We start from the raw sequence: 16,514 nt of genomic DNA on the forward strand, positions 1-16,514 counted from the left end.
ATGACCATGCAGAACACAGGCAACAAGACTGTTGAAGACCTGATTTCGCGTTCCAACCGCCTGGGTGCGGACAAGCGGAACACCAACTTCGCCGGTGGCAACACCTCCGCCAAAGGCGCCGAGAAAGACCCGGTCACGGGTGAGGACGTCCAGCTGCTGTGGGTTAAGGGCTCCGGCGGGGATCTCGGCACACTCAAGGCGGAGAACCTTGCCGTTTTGCGCCTGGACCGGCTCAACGCGCTGAAGAACGTCTACCCCGGCGTTGAGCGTGAAGACGAGATGGTGGCAGCGTTCGATTACTGCCTGCACGGCAAGGGCGGCGCAGCGCCGTCCATCGACACCGCCATGCACGGCCTGGTGGACGCCGCACACGTGGACCACCTGCACCCGGACTCCGGCATTGCCATCGCCACTGCTGTGGACGGCGAGACCCTGACCACCAAGATCTTCGGCAACAAGGTGGTCTGGGTTCCCTGGCGCCGCCCCGGGTTCCAGCTGGGCCTGGACATCGCCGCGATCAAGGAAGTTAACCCGCAGGCCATCGGCACGATCCTGGGCGGACACGGCATCACCGCCTGGGGCGCCACCAGCGAAGAAGCCGAGCAGAACTCGCTGTGGATCATTGAACAGGCCGAGAAGTACATCGAGGAAAACGGCAAGGCCGAGCCCTTCGGCGCCAAGCTCCCGGGCTACGCAGCACTGCCGGAGGCAGGGCGGCGCGCCAAGGCCGCAGCCCTGGCACCCGTCATCCGCGGCCTGGCCTCCACAGACAAACCGCAGCTGGGGCACTTCAGCGATGACGCCGTCGTACTGGAATACCTTGAAGCCGCCGAACATCCGCGCCTGGGCGCCCTTGGCACCTCCTGCCCGGACCACTTCCTGCGCACCAAGGTCAAGCCGCTGATCCTGGACCTGCCCGCGGACGCCTCGGTCGAGGACTCAATCGCACGGCTCACAGAACTTCACACGGCCTACCGCGAGGATTACCAGGCGTACTACGACCGCCACGCAGACCAGGACAGCCCGGCGCTGCGCGGCGCGGACCCGGCCATCGTGCTGGTCCCCGGCGTGGGTATGTTCTCCTTCGGCGCGAACAAGCAGACGGCCCGCGTTGCCGGCGAGTTTTACATCAACGCGATCAACGTGATGCGCGGCGCCGAGGCGATCTCCACTTACGCCCCCATTGAGGAATCCGAGAAGTTCCGAATCGAATACTGGGCGCTGGAGGAAGCCAAGCTGGCACGGATGCCCAAGCCCAAGTCCCACGCAACCCGCATCGCCCTTGTCACGGGCGCGGCGTCCGGCATCGGCAAGGCCATCGCCACCCGCCTTGCCGCCGAAGGTGCCTGCGTGGTCATTGCTGACTTGAACCTGGAGAACGCGGAGAAGGTTGCCGAAGAGCTCGGCGGCCCGGATGTTGCCATCGGTGTCCAGGCTGACGTCACCGACGAAGCCCAGGTTGCTGCCGCCATCGACGCCGCTGTGCTGGCCTTCGGGGGTGTGGACCTGGTGGTCAACAACGCCGGCCTGTCCATCTCCAAGCCGCTGCTGGAAACCACCGAAAAGGACTGGGACCTGCAGCACAACGTCATGGCCAAGGGCTCCTTCCTGGTGGCCAAGGCCGCCGCGAAGGTCATGATTGCCCAAGGCCTGGGCGGGGACATCATCTACATCTCCTCGAAAAACTCCGTGTTCGCCGGCCCGAACAACATCGCCTACTCCGCCACCAAGGCGGACCAGGCCCACCAGGTCCGCCTGCTCGCAGCCGAACTCGGTGAGCACGGCATCCGCGTCAACGGAATCAACCCCGACGGCGTGGTCCGCGGCTCCGGCATCTTCGCCGGCGGCTGGGGCGCCAAGCGTGCCGCGGTGTACGGCGTGGACGAGGAGAAGCTGGGCGAGTACTACGCCCAGCGCACCTTGCTCAAGCGCGAGGTCCTGCCCGAGCACGTGGCGAACGCCGCCGCCGTCCTCACCAGCAACGAACTGTCACACACCACCGGCCTGCACATCCCCGTGGACGCCGGAGTGGCTGCAGCCTTCCTGCGATGAGCACATCCCTCACCGGTGTCGACGGCGGCAGCACCTTTGCCGCCGTCGACATCGGCGCCTCCTCCGGCCGGGTCATCCTGGGCCGGGTCAGCGGCGGCAGCGTCGCCCTGGAAGTTGTGCACCGCTTTCCCAACGGCGTGGTGCAGATCGACGGCGGCCTGCGCTGGGACTTCAACGCCCTGTTCGCTGAGGTGCTAGAGGGACTCCGTGCCGCGGCCGCCGTCGCTGCCGTGCAGGGCGAAAGCATTGCCAGCATCGGCATTGACACCTGGGCGGTGGATTACGGTCTGGTGGACGTGAACGGAAAGCTGGTTGCCCGGCCGTTCAGCTACCGGGACGACCGCAGCAGGGCAGCGGTCGAGTCCGTGCACCGGAAGCTGGACCCTGCACGCCTGTACGGCACCACCGGGCTGCAGTTCCTGCAGTTCAACACCATTTACCAGCTGGCCGCCGAGAAGAACCTCGACGGCCTTCAGGCGCTGCTCATCCCTGACCTGATTGCCTTCCTCCTGACCGGGGTCCGCCGTACCGAGGCCACCAACGCCTCCACCACCGGCCTCTTTGACGCCGTCGCGGGGGAGTGGGCCACTGAATTCCTCACCGCCCTGGGCCTGCGGAAGGATCTGTTCCCACCGCTGATCCAGCCCGGCGAAACTGTCGGCACCCTCCTGCCGGCCATGGCCGCCCAGGTGGGACTGCCGCAGGACACAAAGGTGGTGGCTGTCGGGTCGCACGACACAGCCTCAGCCGTTGCTGCCGTCCCCGCGACAGCGGACAAGGACGGGGAGAACTTCGCCTACATCTCCTCCGGTACCTGGTCACTGGTGGGGCTCGAACTTAAACACCCCGTCCTCACTGAGGCCAGCCGCGAAGCGAACTTCACCAACGAACGCGGCGTGGACGGCACCGTCCGCTACCTGCGCAACATGGGTGGACTCTGGCTCCTCAGCGAGTGCCAACGGACGTGGGCGCAGGAAGGGTTCCGGCCCGATCTCACCGCCCTGCTGGTCGCAGCGGCCGCACTGCCACCGGGCGGGCCGCAAATCAATCCGGACGATCCCTGCTTCATCGCCCCGGACGGCATGCCCGAGCGCATCCTGGCCTTTGTGCGCCGTGCAGGTGATGTACTGCCGGACGATCCGGCTGCCATCACCCGCTGCATCATGGACAGCCTGGCCGCCGGCTATGCCCGCACCATTCGCGACGCCGAGCGGCTCGCTGACCGTTCTGTGGATGTGGTGCACGTGGTGGGTGGCGGTTCGCAGAACCGGTTGCTTTGCCAGCTCACCGCGGACGCCACCGGCAGGAAGGTGGTTGCAGGGCCTGTGGAAGCGACGGCGCTTGGCAATGTCCTGGTGCAAGCCCGCGCTGCGGGTGCCGTTGACGGCGGCCTTGGTGAACTCCGGTCCCTGGTGGCGGCCAGCAGTCCTCTGCAGGTCTTCGTGCCGGAGCTCTCGCGGCTGTAGCCTCAGGCGATACCGCCCGCCCCGGTATCGCCGCCACTCTTCCGTCCCGGCGCGCCACCGTGACCGGTACAAATCCATCCCCGCGGTCCTGCACTATTCCGATGGCGCAACAACCATGAAGGCGGCCAGGAACACCACCGGACGAGGCAGCTGCTGTTTCGACGCAAAGTATTGGGGTAAGTTCCTCCTGTTGGCCCGAGAAAACGGTTTCTGGGGCGGTGGGACCAAGGACGCAATGAAGAAACTCAGCAGGCTCAGCGTTTTCGGCTATGGAGCCGGCGACGCCGCGAACAGCATGATCATCAGCACCGGGAACATGTTCCTGCTGGTGTACTACACCGACGTGGCGGGCATTGGGGCGGCGGCGGCAGGAACACTGCTGCTGGTGGCGCGGATATTTAACGCCTTCACGGACGTGGCCGCCGGCCGCATCGTAGACCGCGTCCACAGTAGACGTTGGGGGAAATTCCGCCCGTTTTTGATGTTCGGGTTCGTTCCCCTGCTGTTGAGCGTGGCGGTGTTTCATGTCCCGGACGTCGATCCGGCCATGAAACTGCTCTACGCGTCCTGCACCTACGGACTTGTCTGCCTTACCTACAGCATGGTCAACGTCCCCTACGGCTGCCTGGTGGGCGCCATGACCCAGGAGGCCAAAGACCGCGCCAGGCTCGGCGGCGCCCGGACCATTGGCGGCTTGTCGGTAGGAGCCACCCTCGGCTTCTTTGTCGCGCCGCTCCTTGGGGCCGGCCAGGACATGCAGCAGATCTTCACGTGGCTTACCCTGGCCTTCGCCGTCCTGGGCTCGCTCCTGTACATCTTCACGGGCACCGTCTGCGTTGAGCAGGTTCCCGGAAACGTCCCCAAAATCACGCTTGCCCAGAGCATTGCGGCACTGAAGGCAAATTCCCCGCTGGTGATTCTCTGCGTCAGCTCTGTCCTTTTTGTCACCGGAACCTCGGCCACCGGCGCCTCCCAGTTCTACTACCTCCGCGATGTCCTCTCCCGGGTAGACCTGTTCCCCGTCATGGCCGCCGCGCAAGTAGTCATCACCCTTACGCTGGCCGTGCTGATTCCGCGGCCCGTGGCACGGTGGGGCAAGCGCGCGGTCTACAGCGTCGGCGGGGGATTCGGGGCGCTGGGCGGCGTGCTGGTTTTCCTGGCCCCGGCGGACGCGCCACTGCTCGGCCTGGCGGGCCTCGTCCTGGGGCTCCTCGCTTCAGCTTCCGTCAGCATCGTTACGTGGGCGCTGATCGCCGACACCGTGGAATACGGGGAGTGGAAAACCGGCGTCCGGGTCCAAGGCATCAACTACGCGCTCCTGGCCGCCACCAGAAAACTGGGCATGGGTTTCGGCGCCGGCCTCGTAGCCTTCTCCCTGGCGTGGGGCGGCTACGCCTCGGGCACGGCGCAGCAGTCCGACGCCGCAACCCTGGCCATCAAGGCCGCGGCGGGACTGCTGCCCGGAATTCTGGTGCTGGCATCGGTGGGGATCATGTACTGGTACCGGCTGACTGACCAAAAGCACGCGGAACTCGTGGCGGGCATGTCCCGTGACGCAACGTAACACTTGTCGGCCGCGGTGGCCTGCGGTTATGGTTCTAGGCATGATAAACCGTTGGTATGCGTATTTTTCGTTGGCTCTGGAGGGGCCCGCGTCTAACTGACACGCATCCAACTTTCCTTCAGAGCCAACAGGGCAGAGATTATTCTCTGCCCTTCGCCGTTTCTCCGGCGGGTTCTGACTGGGCCCGCTCCTATCTGGAACAGGACCCGAACATGAGCACCGCGACAGCCCCCGCAAACACCACCGCCGGCAAGCCCGAAGCCGCGGCAAAATCCACCTCTAACCTGCGCGTCAGTGAGTTCACTGCGCTGCCCACTCCGCAGGAACTCATTACCGAACTGCCGCTGGACGCCCGGGTGGCGGACGTCGTCGAACGCGGACGTGACGAAGTGCGCGCCATCATGGACGGTGTGGATGACCGCCTGCTGGTGATCGTGGGTCCTTGCTCCATCCACGATCCCGAGGCGGGGCTGGAGTACGCACGGCGGCTGGCTGGCCAGGCCGGGAAGCACAAGGAAGACCTGCTGATCGTGATGCGGACCTACTTCGAGAAGCCCCGCACCACGGTGGGCTGGAAGGGCCTGATCAACGATCCGCGGCTGGACGGCAGCCACGAGATGGTCACCGGACTCCGGACGGCACGGCACTTCCTGCAACAGGTCACCGCCCTCGGACTCCCCACCGCCACGGAGTTCCTTGAACCGATCAGCCCGCAGTACATGGCAGACCTCATCTCCTGGGGAGCAATTGGGGCCCGCACCACCGAAAGCCAGATCCACCGGCAGCTCGCCTCCGGCCTCTCCATGCCCATTGGCTTCAAGAACGGGACCGACGGCGATCTCCAGGTCGCCATCGACGCCTGCGGTGCGGCCGCGGCGGCCCAGTCTTTCCTCGGCATCGACGGTGACGGCCGGGCCGCGCTGGTGGCCACCGCCGGAAACCCGGACACCCACGTGATCCTCCGCGGCGGACGCAAGGGGCCCAACTACTCTGCCGCAGATGTCCAGGCCGCTTCGGCGAAGCTGGCGGGCAAGCAGCTGAACCCACGCCTGATCATTGACGCCAGCCATGCCAACAGCGGCAAAAGCCACCACCGCCAGGCCGAGGTGGCGCTGGAAATCGGCGACCAGCTCGAGGAGGGCGGTGCGTCGGGTCAAGCCATCGCAGGGGTCATGCTGGAAAGCTTCCTGGTAGGCGGAGCGCAGAAGCTCGACGTTGTCGAGCACGCAGCCGGCCGGTCGGAGCTCGTCTACGGGCAGAGCGTGACGGACGCGTGCATGGACTGGGACGTTTCGCTCTCGGTGCTGGACCGGCTGGCAGCCTCCGCGCGCAAGCGCAGGAGGTAGGCGCCCGAGCAAATTGACGGTGTCCAGTCTTTCACATTGGCCACAGGAACATCTAGAGTATCTAGAAGTGGTTGGTGGATGGCTCAGCATCGGATACACCGCATTGGCACGTACCTGGGGTCACTGTTGTCCATCCGTCAGCAAAGGAAAATAGGGAAATGTCGGCAGAACAGAACTTTTCCACCGCAAAGTTCCTGACCGTGGCTGAAGTAGCCCAGGTCATGCGCGTCTCCAAAATGACCGTCTACCGGCTGGTCCACTCCGGCGACATGCCGGCTGTGCGCTTCGGCCGTTCATACCGGGTACCCGAAACCGCCGTGGAGCAGTACCTCAAAGGCGCCGTAGTGGACGGGCACACGGAAACCGCCTGAGGCCATGGCGTCGCAAAAGCCGTATTTCCGCTGATGGGAGGACGTCCGGTCAGAAGCCCCTCCCGATAGGCGTTACCCTGTTAAGGAACGTTTTACGTCATTGTAAGAATCTGTCAGTTGTTCAGTTCGTAGCTCTGTCCACGAACACTTTCCATCAGACAGGTACTGCATCTAGTTTGTGAGGAACTTTCGTGGGTTCAGTTATTAAGAAGCGTCGCAAGCGTATGGCCAAGAAGAAGCACCGCAAGCTGCTTCGCAAGACCCGTCACCAGCGCCGCAACAAGAAGTAGAGATACTTCGAACAGCGTGGAAATGCCCGTCGCCTTCCGAGGCGGCGGGCTTTCCATTTTAAGGGCAGGCCAAGACTCAGATCCGGGGGCCGCGGATGCGGCCAAAGCCTTTCCAGACTCCGTAGACGGCGCCGCAGGCGGTGGCCGCCTTTAGCCCGAAGGTGGCCGCGCGGCGGCCGGAACGGAAGTCGTAGACGGGCCAGTTGTTGTCGCGGGCGTGGCGGCGCAGGCGGGCGTCCGGGTTGATGGCCACCGGGTGGCCCACCAGGGTGAGCAGCGGAATGTCGTTGTAGGAGTCGCTGTAGGCCCAGCAGCCTTTGAGGTCGAGCTCCTCGGCGTCGGCGATTGCCTGGACGGCCAGGGCCTTGGCGGAGCCGTGCAGGATGTCTCCCACCAAACGGCCGGTGTACATGCCCTCGGAAATCTCCCCGACGGTTCCCAGTGCTCCGGTCAGTCCCAGGCGGGTCGAAATCACGGTGGCAACTTCGATGGGGGTCGCCGTGACCAGCCAGACCCGCCGTCCCACGCGGAGGTGCTGCTCGGCCAGTGCCTTGGCGCCGGGCCAGATCCGGGAAACGATCATTTCGTCGTAGACCTCTTCGCCGAGGGCCTTGACGTCGTCCACCGTGATGCCGGCGGCCAGTGTCAGTGCGGAGTCGCGGACTGCGTGGACGTCGTCCATGTTCTCACCGCGGGCCACGAACTTGAACTGCTTCCAGGCAAACCCGGCGGCCTGGGCAAGCGTAAAGGCTCCGCGCTGGTGCATCTTGCGGGCTACGTGGAAGAGGCTGGCGCCGCGCATGAGGGTGTTGTCCACATCGAAGAACGCTGCCTCGCCGGGCTGCGGCGCCACAACCGGCTTGGTGACTACGGCGACGTAATTCTCCTCGGGCATAAAGCCGAGTCTAGTCAATAGGCAGAGGGCAGAGGGCAGGCGGCGGCGTCGCCGGCCCCGGACAACGGGGCTACGGTTAAGCCATGGCCACACCACGCGTCGTCCTGATCACCAAAGCTGACTGCCACCTCTGCGAAGAAGCGCGCGGCGCCGTCGGCCGGGTGACTGCCTCGCTGGGGCTTGAGTGGACGGAAGAGCTGGTGGACCACCAGCCGGAACTGCGAGACCGCTACGCCGAAGAAATTCCGGTGGTGCTGGTGGACGGCGTGCAGCGGGACTTCTGGAAGATCGATGAAGTCCGGCTGGAACGCGTGCTTCAGCGGGCCATGGCGCAATAGGGATTCAGTACCGTGAGCGCGCATGTCCCATGGACAGCTGCTTTGTTGGCATTGGCCGGAGGGCTCTAGAGTGGAGTCACAACGCGATGCGAGGGAGGGGCTGGTGGCTTCGCTGGATCCAACTCCCCAGGCTGTCCCGGATCTTCCGGACACCACGGGTACGCCGGCCAAACAGATTCCACCCGCAGCGGTGGCCCGGCTGACGCTCTACCTGCGTGCCTTGAACACCCTGCTCGCCGAGGGAGTGGAACGCGTCTCCTCGGAATCCCTTGCCGAAGCCTCAGGCGTCAGTTCAGCTACCTTGCGCAAGGACCTCTCCCACGTGGGCTCCTACGGGACCCGCGGCGTCGGGTACGAGGTGCAGTACCTCAGCCGCCACATCGCCGCTGCGCTCGGGCTGACGCACGACTGGAAGGTCGCCATCGTAGGCGCGGGCAACCTTGGCAAGGCCCTGGCACGGTACGGCGGCTTCGAATCGCGGGGGTTCGACGTCGTTGCCATCTTTGACGCCGACCAGATGGTGGTGGGCAACGAAGTGGGATGGCTGCGCGTCAGTGACGTGGCCGACCTGGAAACAGTGCTGCACCGCACCGGGGCAAACATGGTGGTGCTGGCGCTGCCGGCCGCCGTCGCACAGGATGTCTGCGACCGAGTGGTGGCCGCCGGTGTCCGCAGTGTCCTGAGCTTCGCGCCCGTGATGCTCCAGGTGCCGGAGGGGGTTAACCTCCGCAAGGTGGACATGGCCACAGAACTGCAGATCCTGGCTTACCACGCACAGCGGGCGCAGGCCCCGGGGCAGACCGCCTAGGCTTCAAGCGGTTCCGGGACCCACGCCCGCTGGTGCGGGAAGTGTGCGGTTTATCGGCCGTAGGGGTTGCCCATGCCGCCGCCGTAAGGGTTGGCGAAAGGCTGCCGCTTCTGGAAGTACGGGGCGGCTGCCGGCAGGTAGAGCAGGACGATGGCGGCGATCCCCAGGAGGGTGCCGAGGGTTCCGAAACTCGGGACACCGAAAAGGCCGAAGATGGACAGCGCCGCAAAGACGGTACCCAGGATGCGGGCCCAGTTTTTTCCTTTGCGGATGAAGAAGGCCACCAACAGGTAGAGCCCTGCGCCCAGGATCGCGAACACCACCAGGGTGCCGGCGATGACGCCCTTGATGTCCTCGTATGAGACGCCCGCTCCGGAGCCCTCCACCTGCTGCTCAAAGGTCTGACGGAACACCGGGTCGTCCAGCTGCGTGAGTCCGGTGAGCATGGAGATGACGAAGATCGCGGCGGAGGCGATCAGCAGCCAGAAAGAGATGTTGACCAGTTGCGGCACTCCGTTGCTGCCCGTGGGCTGCGGCTGCTCCGACGGGTACTGGGCGTAGGGGGACTGGCCGTATGGCTGCTGCCCGTACGGCTGCTGGCCAAAGCCCGGAGCCTGCGGCGGGTTCTGGCCATACTGCGGAGTGTTTTCCCCATACTGTGGTGCGCTGGACTGGCCGTACTGCGGCGGGTTCTGCCCGTATTGCGGCGGGTTTTGCCCGTACTGGGGAGCGTTCTGGCCGTACTGCGGCGGATTCTGCCCGTAACGCGGCTGCTGGTTTCCCTGCTCCGGATCGTTGGGCACGGGAGGCGGGACGGGAGGGTTACTCATGGGCTGTCCTTTGGCGTGTCGGGTTCTGGTAGGCTGCCGGGTTTCGGTCCTCTGCCCTACCCCCAGCATGGCTTAAGTCCACCGTACCCCCGCACGGGCAGCAGATGAGTCATTCCAGGGCGGTATTCACCCCGTTAGCGGCTGCGTTCCCGGCCTTCGTTTCCCACCGCGGCAAACCAGGCCTGCGGGTTGGGCAGCCAGAGCAGGACCGTTGCCGTCAGGCTGATCAGGAAGCCGGCCCAGTTGCCGCCCTGGCCAACGCCCATCGCCACATTGGTAAGGGCCAAAAGCAGGGTGACGCCCGTCAACACCGTGAGGGCCAGCCGGGCCCACTGCTTTCCCTCTTTCATCTTGAGCGCAAAGACGATCTGCGCGGCCCCGACGGCGGCCGCCAGCAGCATGAGCAGGAGAACCCCAACCGCCGCACCGGGTGCTGCGGCAAAAAGCACCAGCGAGGCAAGCATGCCCAGCATTCCGCCAAGAAGGCCCAGCAGTCCGCCGACGAACCAGATCCAGAACGAGACTTTGAGCTCGGTGGGGAGCCCGGCCACCGAGAACATGCCGGCGAAACCGTTGCGGGGCCTGGTGCTGTCAAAGTTGCTCATGGCCATCACTGTAGCCCTGGGCCTGCAAGGGCGGGCTTAAAAGGTAGCGCCCCGGTGCCGGCTGAAGCCGGTGCCGGGGCGCCGTCAGTAAGGTGCGCAGGAACTACGCTGCGGGAGCGATGAAGGCGAGTTCGAGATTGATGGCAACCTTGTCGCTCACCAGGACACCGCCGGTTTCGAGGACGGCGTTCCAGGTCAGGCCGAAGTCCTTGCGGCTGATGGTGGTCTCAGCGGAGACACCGGCGCGGGTGTTGCCGAACGGGTCCACGGCCACACCGTTGAACTCGGTCTCCAGGGTGACGGGGCGGGTGACACCCTTGATGGTGAGGTCGCCGGTCAGTTCGTAGCTGTTGCCCTTGGCGACGAGTCCGTTGGAGACGAAGGACATCTCGGGGAACGTCTCGACATCGAAGAAGTCTTCACCGCGGACGTGGCCGTCGCGGTTGGCGTCACCGGAGTCGAAGCTTGCCGTCTGGATGGTGGCGTTGATCCTGGTGTCTGCCACGTCCTGGCCGAGTTCCAGGGTTGCTGCTGCTTCCTTGAACTGGCCGCGGACCTTGCTGATTCCGGCGTGGCGGACAGTGAAGCCGATTTCGCTATGGGAATTGTCCAGGGTCCAGGTGCCGGTGGTGACGTCTGCGGGAAGTGCCATGATGTTGCTCCTTGAGGTGTTCGCTGGTTCCGAGGTGTTGAAACTTCATCTGTTGAAGTATCAACTAACTGCTGCATCCAGTATAAACATGCATTTGCATCTTTTGTTCCCTGCTTCGGAACATTTCTTCAAGAACTTCGGTTCTACTCTTTGTAGAAAGCATGCGCAGAAGATTTCGGATCGCACGCCATCTTTGAGAAACTGGTAAACATGCCCCAAGCCACTGTCCACCTGCTCCGCCACGGCGAGGTCCATAATCCCGACGGCGTTTTGTACGGAAGGCTGCCCGAATTCCACCTCTCGAAACTGGGGCAGGAGATGGCACGCACCCTCGCTGAGCACTTCCGGCAGCGCGCCGACAACGGTGCCCGCATCACTTACCTTGCCGCCTCGCCGCTGGACCGTGCGCAGGAAACTGCCCGGCCGACGTCGGACGCCCTGCACCTGCAAATCCATACGGAGGAGCGGATCATCGAGGCAGAGAATTACTTCGAGGGCATGAAGGTCTCCAAGGCCGAACTGCGCAGGCCCAAGCACTGGCCGCGGCTGGTCAACCCCCTCCGGCCATCATGGGGCGAGCCCTACAAGCAGCAGGCGGCAAGAGTCATGGAAGCGGCGCAGGAAGCGCGCCTGCGTGCTATCGAGTTGGCTGCCGGCGACTTCGGGGTAGAAGGCCCGGAAGCAATTATGGTGAGCCACCAGCTTCCCATCTGGGCTACCCGGCTCAGCGCGGAAGGCAAGCCGCTGTGGCACGATCCGCGCAAGCGCGAGTGCACGCTCACCTCCATCACGTCACTGGTGTTCGACGACGACGGCACCCTTGTGCGCGTCAAATACAGCGAACCCGCGGCGTCCCTTCTTCCCGGTGCGGCGAGCACCCCTGGAGCCTAGAAGTGACTGACAGTTCCACCACCAGGGGCAGGCCCGGACTGCCCGTCACCTCCCGCCGCAGCGTACTCGCTGCCGGTGGCCTCGCCCTGACCGCGCTCACCCTGGGCCTTTCGGCCTGTGCCCAGGAGGACGCCCTCGCAGAGCAGGCAAGGGCCGGGGACAACAAGAACTACGTGGCTGGCGACGGCTCCGTCACGGAGTTCGCTGGTGACGACCGGAAGTCTGCCGTTCAGATCAACGGCACGCTGTTCAACGGCACGGCGGTTGCGCCTGCCGACTTTCAGGGCAAGGTCACCGTCCTGAATTTCTGGTTCGCCGCCTGCGCACCGTGCAGGGTGGAGGCGCCCATCCTTGAGGAACTTCACCAGGAATTCAAACCCCAGGGCGTGCAGTTTTTTGGGGTCAATCTCCGGGACGAAAAGGCCACCGCGGAAGCTTTCGAGAAGTCCTTCAACCTGACCTACCCCAGCTTTGACGACAAGGACGGCGGCGTCCTGCTGGCCGTCAGCGGGCTGGTTCCCCCCGGCGCCGTCCCCACCACCCTGGTGCTGGATAAGCAGGGGCGCGTGGCTTCCCGCGTCCTGGGCGAAATCCAAAAGGGCACCCTGAAAGCCCTCATCGCTGCAGCCGTGGCAGAGTAGCGGCGGACCCGTGAACAGCCCCTTCGCCGAAGCCATCCTCAACGGCTCGCTCCTCCTTGCCATTCCGGTGGCGCTGCTGGCCGGGCTGGTCTCCTTCCTGTCCCCCTGCGTCCTGCCCCTGGTTCCGGGCTACCTCGGCTATGTCACCGGCCTGAGCGGTGTGGACCTGGAGAAGCAAAAGCGCGGCCGGATGCTGGCTGGGATCGGGCTGTTCGTGCTGGGCTTCTCCGTGATCTTTGTCCTGCTCGGCGGGGCGTTCGGGCAGTTGGGCACCCTGATTACCGGCTCGCAGAATGCCTGGATCACGCAGGTGCTGGGCATCCTGGTGATCGTTATGGGTGTGGTGTTCATGGGCGGCTTCAGCTGGCTGCAGCGCGACGCCAAAATTCACGCCAAACCGCCGGCCGGACTGTGGGGAGCGCCGCTTCTGGGCCTGACGTTCGGACTCGGTTGGGCACCGTGCATTGGACCCACCTATTCAGCGGTCCAGCTCCTGAGCCTCTCCGGCGGGTCCTCCGCCGCCAAGGGCGCGTTCCTTGCGTTCGTCTACAGCCTCGGGCTGGGAATTCCCTTCCTGCTCATTGCCCTGGCGCTCCGCCGGGGGATGGGTGTCATGGCGTTCTTCCGCAGGCACCGCCTCGCCATCCAGCGCATAGGCGGCGGCATCCTGGTGGTCCTTGGGCTCCTGATGGCCAGCGGCGTCTGGGGGACCTGGGTGACCGGCCTGCAGTACTGGTTCCAAACCGATGTGAAGTTGCCAATCTGATGAGCGAGCGCGTGAACGTAGAGAAGAAGACTTCGGACCCGGTGGGTGGCGCCAAGCTGTCAGAGGCCAAGGCTGGGGCAGCACTGCCGGTATTGGGGCCGATGGGCATGCTCCGTTGGGCCTGGACCCAGCTGACCAGCATGCGCACAGCACTGTTCCTCCTGCTGCTGCTCGCCGTCGCCGCAGTCCCGGGCTCGCTTTTCCCGCAGCGGCCGGCCAACCCGTCCGTGGTCACCCAGTACATCAAGGACAACCCGGACTACGGCAAGCTGCTGGACACCCTCCAGCTGTACGACGTCTACTCCTCGGCCTGGTTCTCAGCCATCTACCTGCTGCTGTTCATCTCCCTCATCGGCTGTGTGGTGCCTAGGGCCATCGCCCACTACAAGGCAATGCGCTCCCAGCCGCCGCGGACCCCCCAACGGCTGTCCCGCCTCCCGGAGTACGGCACCCTGGTCATTCCGTCCGACGCCGGGATCCCGGCGTCGGACGCCATCAACAGCGCCGCCGGGGTGCTGAAGAACCGTGGCTACCGCGTGGAGGTCCGGGACAGCGGCGGCGAGCGTCCTTCGCTGGGCGCCGAGCGCGGTTTCGCGAAGGAAGTGGGGAACCTGGTGTTCCACACGTCCCTGATCGGAGTCCTGGTGTCCGTGGCCGTCGGTGGCCTGTTCGGCTACAGCGGCCAGCGGATCCTGGTGGAGGGCGACACGTTTGTGAACACCCTGGTGGGCTATGACCAGTTCACGCCGGGCACCAATTTCCAGTCGGGCCAGCTCGAGCCCTACTCAGTGCAGCTGGATAACTTCGACATCACGTTCGACCGCGAGTCCGAGGGCAAGGTGGGCCAGCCCATCGACTTCTCCGCCGCGGTAACCACGAAGGAGAACCCCGACGCGCCTGCCCGGAAAGAGATCCTGAAGGTTAACGATCCCGTCACCCTGGGCGGCACCAGCATCTACCTGACCGGCAATGGGTACGCTCCCGTAGTGACCATCCGGGACGGTGAAGGCAACGTGGCCATGCAGGGTCCGGTGGTGGCTAAGTTGCAGGGGGACAACTACTACTCCTCAGTGGTGATCAAGGTGCCGGACGCCAAGCCGGACCAGCTGGGCTTTGCCGGGTTCTTCCTGCCTACGGCCTTCATTTCGGATCAGGGGGTGTCCTTCAGCGGCGATCCCGAACTCTTCAACCCGCAGCTGACGCTGAACTCCTACTACGGCGACCTTGGCCTGAACGACGGCTCCCCGCAGAACGTCTTCGAGCTGGATGTGCAGGACCTGACCCCCCTTAACGCAAGGAACCTCGACGCCGGCGGCATTACCCTTGCGCCGGGGAGCAGCTACACGCTGCCCGACGGCAAAGGCAGCATCAGCTTTGACGGCGTGAAGCGCTACATCGGCGTGGACATCCACCACAACCCCGGCCAGCTCTACGCCCTGATTTTCGCGCTCTTCGCCGTCGCAGGCCTGATTCTTTCGCTCTACGTCAACCGCCGCCGCGTCTGGGTCCGCACAGGCACCAACGCAGACGGCTCCACCATGGTGGAGTACGGGCTCCTGGCCCGCGGTGAGGACCACCGGCTTGCCGCCGAAGCCGAAGCAGTGCGGAAACTGCTGTCCGGTGAATGGCATATCGACCCCGCCGCGGCCGGACCGGCATCCGCACAACAAACTCCCAGCAGCGCGCGCGATAATAACGACGGCCCTGCCACGACTGCAGGCCGAGCCACCACCACAGCAGGCCCCGCCGGGCCCGAAAAGGACCAGTAATGCCGTACGGAATCAACGAGACCATGGGCCAGTACAGCGAGCTCTTTATGCTGCTGGCTGCCGGCACCTACACGGTGGCCTTCATCGCTTTCGCCTGGGACCTGGCCAAGAGCAGCAAGGCGCTGCGCGCTATTGACCTGAAGGCGGCACAGGCAGAAGAGCCGGCAAGGGTGCCGGCCGGCGCCTCTGCCGGGGACCGCACTGAGTCCCAGCTCGCCGGGCCTGCGGGCAGGGCTGAACGCCCGACGTCGTCCGCAGCCCGCTCAGGCGGCAGCGGGGCCGGAGGAGTGGTTACCGCCGACGCGGACATGCGGTACGCCGGCGAGCGTCGTGCTCCCGCGCGGGTGGCCGTGGCCCTCACCGTCCTGGGTGCGCTGATCCACGGCGCCGGCGTGCTGACCCGCGCGCTGGGAGCGGGCCGGGTGCCCTGGGGCAACATGTATGAATTCCTCACCACCGGCGCCTTCGTGGCCGTGGCCGTGTTCCTGCTGGTGCTGATCCGCCGCGACCTGCGCTTCCTCGGCACGTTCGTGGTGGGGCTGGTCATCATCATGCTGGTGGCCGCCTCCGTTGCGTACTGGACGCCTGTAGGCCATCTGGTTCCCGCCCTGCAGAGCTACTGGCTCATCATCCACGTGTCGATCGCGGTGCTCTCCTCCGCGTTGTTCACCCTGACGTTTGCGATGTCCGCGCTGCAGCTCGTGCAGGCACGCCGGCTGAGGACCGTTGCCGCCGGCGGTGCGGACAAACTGGGCTTCATGCGCCTGGTGCCGTCCGCCCTGAGCTTGGAAAACCTCTCGTACCGGATCAACGCCATCGCGTTCATCGGCTGGACCTTCACCCTGATGTTCGGGGCCATCTGGGCCGAAAAAGCCTGGGGCCGGTTCTGGGGCTGGGACACGAAGGAAGTGTGGACGTTTGTCATCTGGGTTGTCTATGCAGGTTACCTGCACGCCCGGGCAACGCGGGGCTGGACAGGCACCAGGGCAGCCTGGCTGTCAATCGTTGGCTACCTCTGCGTCATCTTCAATTTCACCATTGTCAACCAGTTCTTCAACGGGCTGCATTCGTACTCCGGGCTCTGAACAGGGCTTTAACACCAGGGGCAAGGACACTTTCCGTGAATAACAATTCGGTGTAGCAATAGGACTGTTCGCGGTCCTGCCGTGATGCTACCTTGGTGAAGTCCGCCCGTGATGAAGCTTGCAGGCGAAACACCAGTTTCACCGA

Annotated in this window: 17 protein-coding genes; 13 read left to right on the forward strand and 4 right to left on the reverse strand. The window is 64.9% G+C overall.

Annotated elements, in window-relative coordinates; genetic code table 11:
- The 6 genes from AC5RVN_RS15050 to AC5RVN_RS15075 all read left to right on the forward strand — a co-directional run bounded on the left by AC5RVN_RS15050 (position 1) and on the right by AC5RVN_RS15075 (position 7,089).
- The gene (locus AC5RVN_RS15050) at positions 1-2,052 is read left to right on the forward strand and encodes a bifunctional aldolase/short-chain dehydrogenase (RefSeq protein ID WP_494138451.1); all 2,052 of its coding nucleotides are present in this window, start codon (positions 1-3) and stop codon (positions 2,050-2,052) included.
- Complete coding sequence (locus AC5RVN_RS15055; protein ID WP_494138452.1) at positions 2,049-3,518, forward strand: rhamnulokinase; 1,470 nt, start codon at positions 2,049-2,051, stop codon at positions 3,516-3,518. The genes AC5RVN_RS15050 and AC5RVN_RS15055 overlap by 4 nt, the downstream gene beginning before the upstream one ends.
- 235 nt (positions 3,519-3,753) lie before the next feature.
- The gene (locus AC5RVN_RS15060) at positions 3,754-5,082 is read left to right on the forward strand and encodes a glycoside-pentoside-hexuronide (GPH):cation symporter (RefSeq protein WP_494138453.1); all 1,329 of its coding nucleotides are present in this window, start codon (positions 3,754-3,756) and stop codon (positions 5,080-5,082) included.
- Between the two features lie 212 nt (positions 5,083-5,294).
- The gene (locus AC5RVN_RS15065; protein WP_494138454.1) at positions 5,295-6,428 is read left to right on the forward strand and encodes a 3-deoxy-7-phosphoheptulonate synthase; all 1,134 of its coding nucleotides are present in this window, start codon (positions 5,295-5,297) and stop codon (positions 6,426-6,428) included.
- Between the two features lie 158 nt (positions 6,429-6,586).
- Complete coding sequence (locus AC5RVN_RS15070; protein ID WP_494041498.1) at positions 6,587-6,799, forward strand: helix-turn-helix domain-containing protein; 213 nt, start codon at positions 6,587-6,589, stop codon at positions 6,797-6,799.
- A 191-nt stretch (positions 6,800-6,990) separates the two neighbouring features.
- Complete coding sequence (locus AC5RVN_RS15075) at positions 6,991-7,089, forward strand: 30S ribosomal protein bS22 (protein WP_003792170.1); 99 nt, start codon at positions 6,991-6,993, stop codon at positions 7,087-7,089.
- Between the two features lie 76 nt (positions 7,090-7,165).
- Here AC5RVN_RS15075 and AC5RVN_RS15080 read toward each other — a convergent pair whose 3' ends face one another.
- Positions 7,166-7,984 (reverse strand): HAD family hydrolase, encoded by an 819-nt coding sequence (locus AC5RVN_RS15080; protein ID WP_494041499.1) that lies wholly within the window; start codon positions 7,982-7,984, stop codon positions 7,166-7,168.
- An 83-nt stretch (positions 7,985-8,067) separates the two neighbouring features.
- On the opposite strand from AC5RVN_RS15080, the gene AC5RVN_RS15085 reads away from it, so the two are divergent.
- Together AC5RVN_RS15085 and AC5RVN_RS15090 are read left to right on the forward strand one after the other, a co-directional pair.
- Positions 8,068-8,322, forward strand: coding sequence for a glutaredoxin family protein (locus AC5RVN_RS15085; RefSeq protein ID WP_494041500.1), 255 nt, complete (start codon positions 8,068-8,070; stop codon positions 8,320-8,322).
- Between the two features lie 103 nt (positions 8,323-8,425).
- Positions 8,426-9,130 (forward strand): redox-sensing transcriptional repressor Rex, encoded by a 705-nt coding sequence (locus AC5RVN_RS15090; RefSeq protein WP_494041501.1) that lies wholly within the window; start codon positions 8,426-8,428, stop codon positions 9,128-9,130.
- Positions 9,131-9,180: 50 nt separating this feature from the next.
- Here AC5RVN_RS15090 and AC5RVN_RS15095 read toward each other — a convergent pair whose 3' ends face one another.
- The 3 genes from AC5RVN_RS15095 to AC5RVN_RS15105 form a co-directional block, all read right to left on the reverse strand.
- Positions 9,181-9,960, reverse strand: coding sequence for a hypothetical protein (locus tag AC5RVN_RS15095; RefSeq protein WP_494138455.1), 780 nt, complete (start codon positions 9,958-9,960; stop codon positions 9,181-9,183).
- Positions 9,961-10,094: 134 nt separating this feature from the next.
- Positions 10,095-10,565, reverse strand: coding sequence for a hypothetical protein (locus AC5RVN_RS15100; RefSeq protein ID WP_494041503.1), 471 nt, complete (start codon positions 10,563-10,565; stop codon positions 10,095-10,097).
- A gap of 103 nt (positions 10,566-10,668) precedes the next feature.
- Positions 10,669-11,217, reverse strand: a complete 549-nt coding sequence (locus tag AC5RVN_RS15105) for a YceI family protein (protein WP_494041504.1) — start codon at positions 11,215-11,217, stop codon at positions 10,669-10,671.
- Between the two features lie 210 nt (positions 11,218-11,427).
- On the opposite strand from AC5RVN_RS15105, the gene AC5RVN_RS15110 reads away from it, so the two are divergent.
- From AC5RVN_RS15110 to ccsB, 5 genes are read left to right on the forward strand one after another with little or no spacing between them, the layout of a single operon-like run.
- The gene (locus AC5RVN_RS15110) at positions 11,428-12,108 is read left to right on the forward strand and encodes a histidine phosphatase family protein (RefSeq protein WP_494138456.1); all 681 of its coding nucleotides are present in this window, start codon (positions 11,428-11,430) and stop codon (positions 12,106-12,108) included.
- Between the two features lie 2 nt (positions 12,109-12,110).
- Positions 12,111-12,749 carry a TlpA family protein disulfide reductase gene (locus AC5RVN_RS15115; protein ID WP_494138457.1) on the forward strand — a complete coding sequence of 213 codons (639 nt, stop codon included), beginning with the start codon at positions 12,111-12,113 and terminating at the stop codon, positions 12,747-12,749.
- A 10-nt stretch (positions 12,750-12,759) separates the two neighbouring features.
- Positions 12,760-13,515, forward strand: a complete 756-nt coding sequence (locus tag AC5RVN_RS15120) for a cytochrome c biogenesis CcdA family protein (RefSeq protein WP_494041507.1) — start codon at positions 12,760-12,762, stop codon at positions 13,513-13,515.
- Complete coding sequence (gene resB, locus AC5RVN_RS15125; RefSeq protein WP_494138458.1) at positions 13,515-15,284, forward strand: cytochrome c biogenesis protein ResB; 1,770 nt, start codon at positions 13,515-13,517, stop codon at positions 15,282-15,284. The genes AC5RVN_RS15120 and resB overlap by 1 nt, the downstream gene beginning before the upstream one ends.
- Complete coding sequence (ccsB, locus tag AC5RVN_RS15130) at positions 15,284-16,369, forward strand: c-type cytochrome biogenesis protein CcsB (RefSeq protein ID WP_494138459.1); 1,086 nt, start codon at positions 15,284-15,286, stop codon at positions 16,367-16,369. Before resB ends, ccsB begins: the two co-directional genes overlap by 1 nt.
- The last annotated feature ends 145 nt before the right edge of the window (positions 16,370-16,514 follow it).

Source organism: Arthrobacter sp. sptzw32 (assembly GCF_059089735.1).

Coding starts and splice junctions, on each gene's coding strand:
- AC5RVN_RS15050 (WP_494138451.1), top strand. CDS start 1: ATGACCATGCAGAACACAGGCAACAAGACTGTTGAAGACCTGATTTCG.
- AC5RVN_RS15055 (WP_494138452.1), top strand. CDS start 2,049: ATGAGCACATCCCTCACCGGTGTCGACGGCGGCAGCACCTTTGCCGCC.
- AC5RVN_RS15060 (WP_494138453.1), top strand. CDS start 3,754: ATGAAGAAACTCAGCAGGCTCAGCGTTTTCGGCTATGGAGCCGGCGAC.
- AC5RVN_RS15065 (WP_494138454.1), top strand. CDS start 5,295: ATGAGCACCGCGACAGCCCCCGCAAACACCACCGCCGGCAAGCCCGAA.
- AC5RVN_RS15070 (WP_494041498.1), top strand. CDS start 6,587: ATGTCGGCAGAACAGAACTTTTCCACCGCAAAGTTCCTGACCGTGGCT.
- AC5RVN_RS15080 (WP_494041499.1), bottom strand. CDS start 7,984: ATGCCCGAGGAGAATTACGTCGCCGTAGTCACCAAGCCGGTTGTGGCG.
- AC5RVN_RS15085 (WP_494041500.1), top strand. CDS start 8,068: ATGGCCACACCACGCGTCGTCCTGATCACCAAAGCTGACTGCCACCTC.
- AC5RVN_RS15095 (WP_494138455.1), bottom strand. CDS start 9,960: ATGAGTAACCCTCCCGTCCCGCCTCCCGTGCCCAACGATCCGGAGCAG.
- AC5RVN_RS15100 (WP_494041503.1), bottom strand. CDS start 10,565: ATGAGCAACTTTGACAGCACCAGGCCCCGCAACGGTTTCGCCGGCATG.
- AC5RVN_RS15105 (WP_494041504.1), bottom strand. CDS start 11,217: ATGGCACTTCCCGCAGACGTCACCACCGGCACCTGGACCCTGGACAAT.
- AC5RVN_RS15110 (WP_494138456.1), top strand. CDS start 11,428: ATGCCCCAAGCCACTGTCCACCTGCTCCGCCACGGCGAGGTCCATAAT.
- resB (WP_494138458.1), top strand. CDS start 13,515: ATGAGCGAGCGCGTGAACGTAGAGAAGAAGACTTCGGACCCGGTGGGT.
- ccsB (WP_494138459.1), top strand. CDS start 15,284: ATGCCGTACGGAATCAACGAGACCATGGGCCAGTACAGCGAGCTCTTT.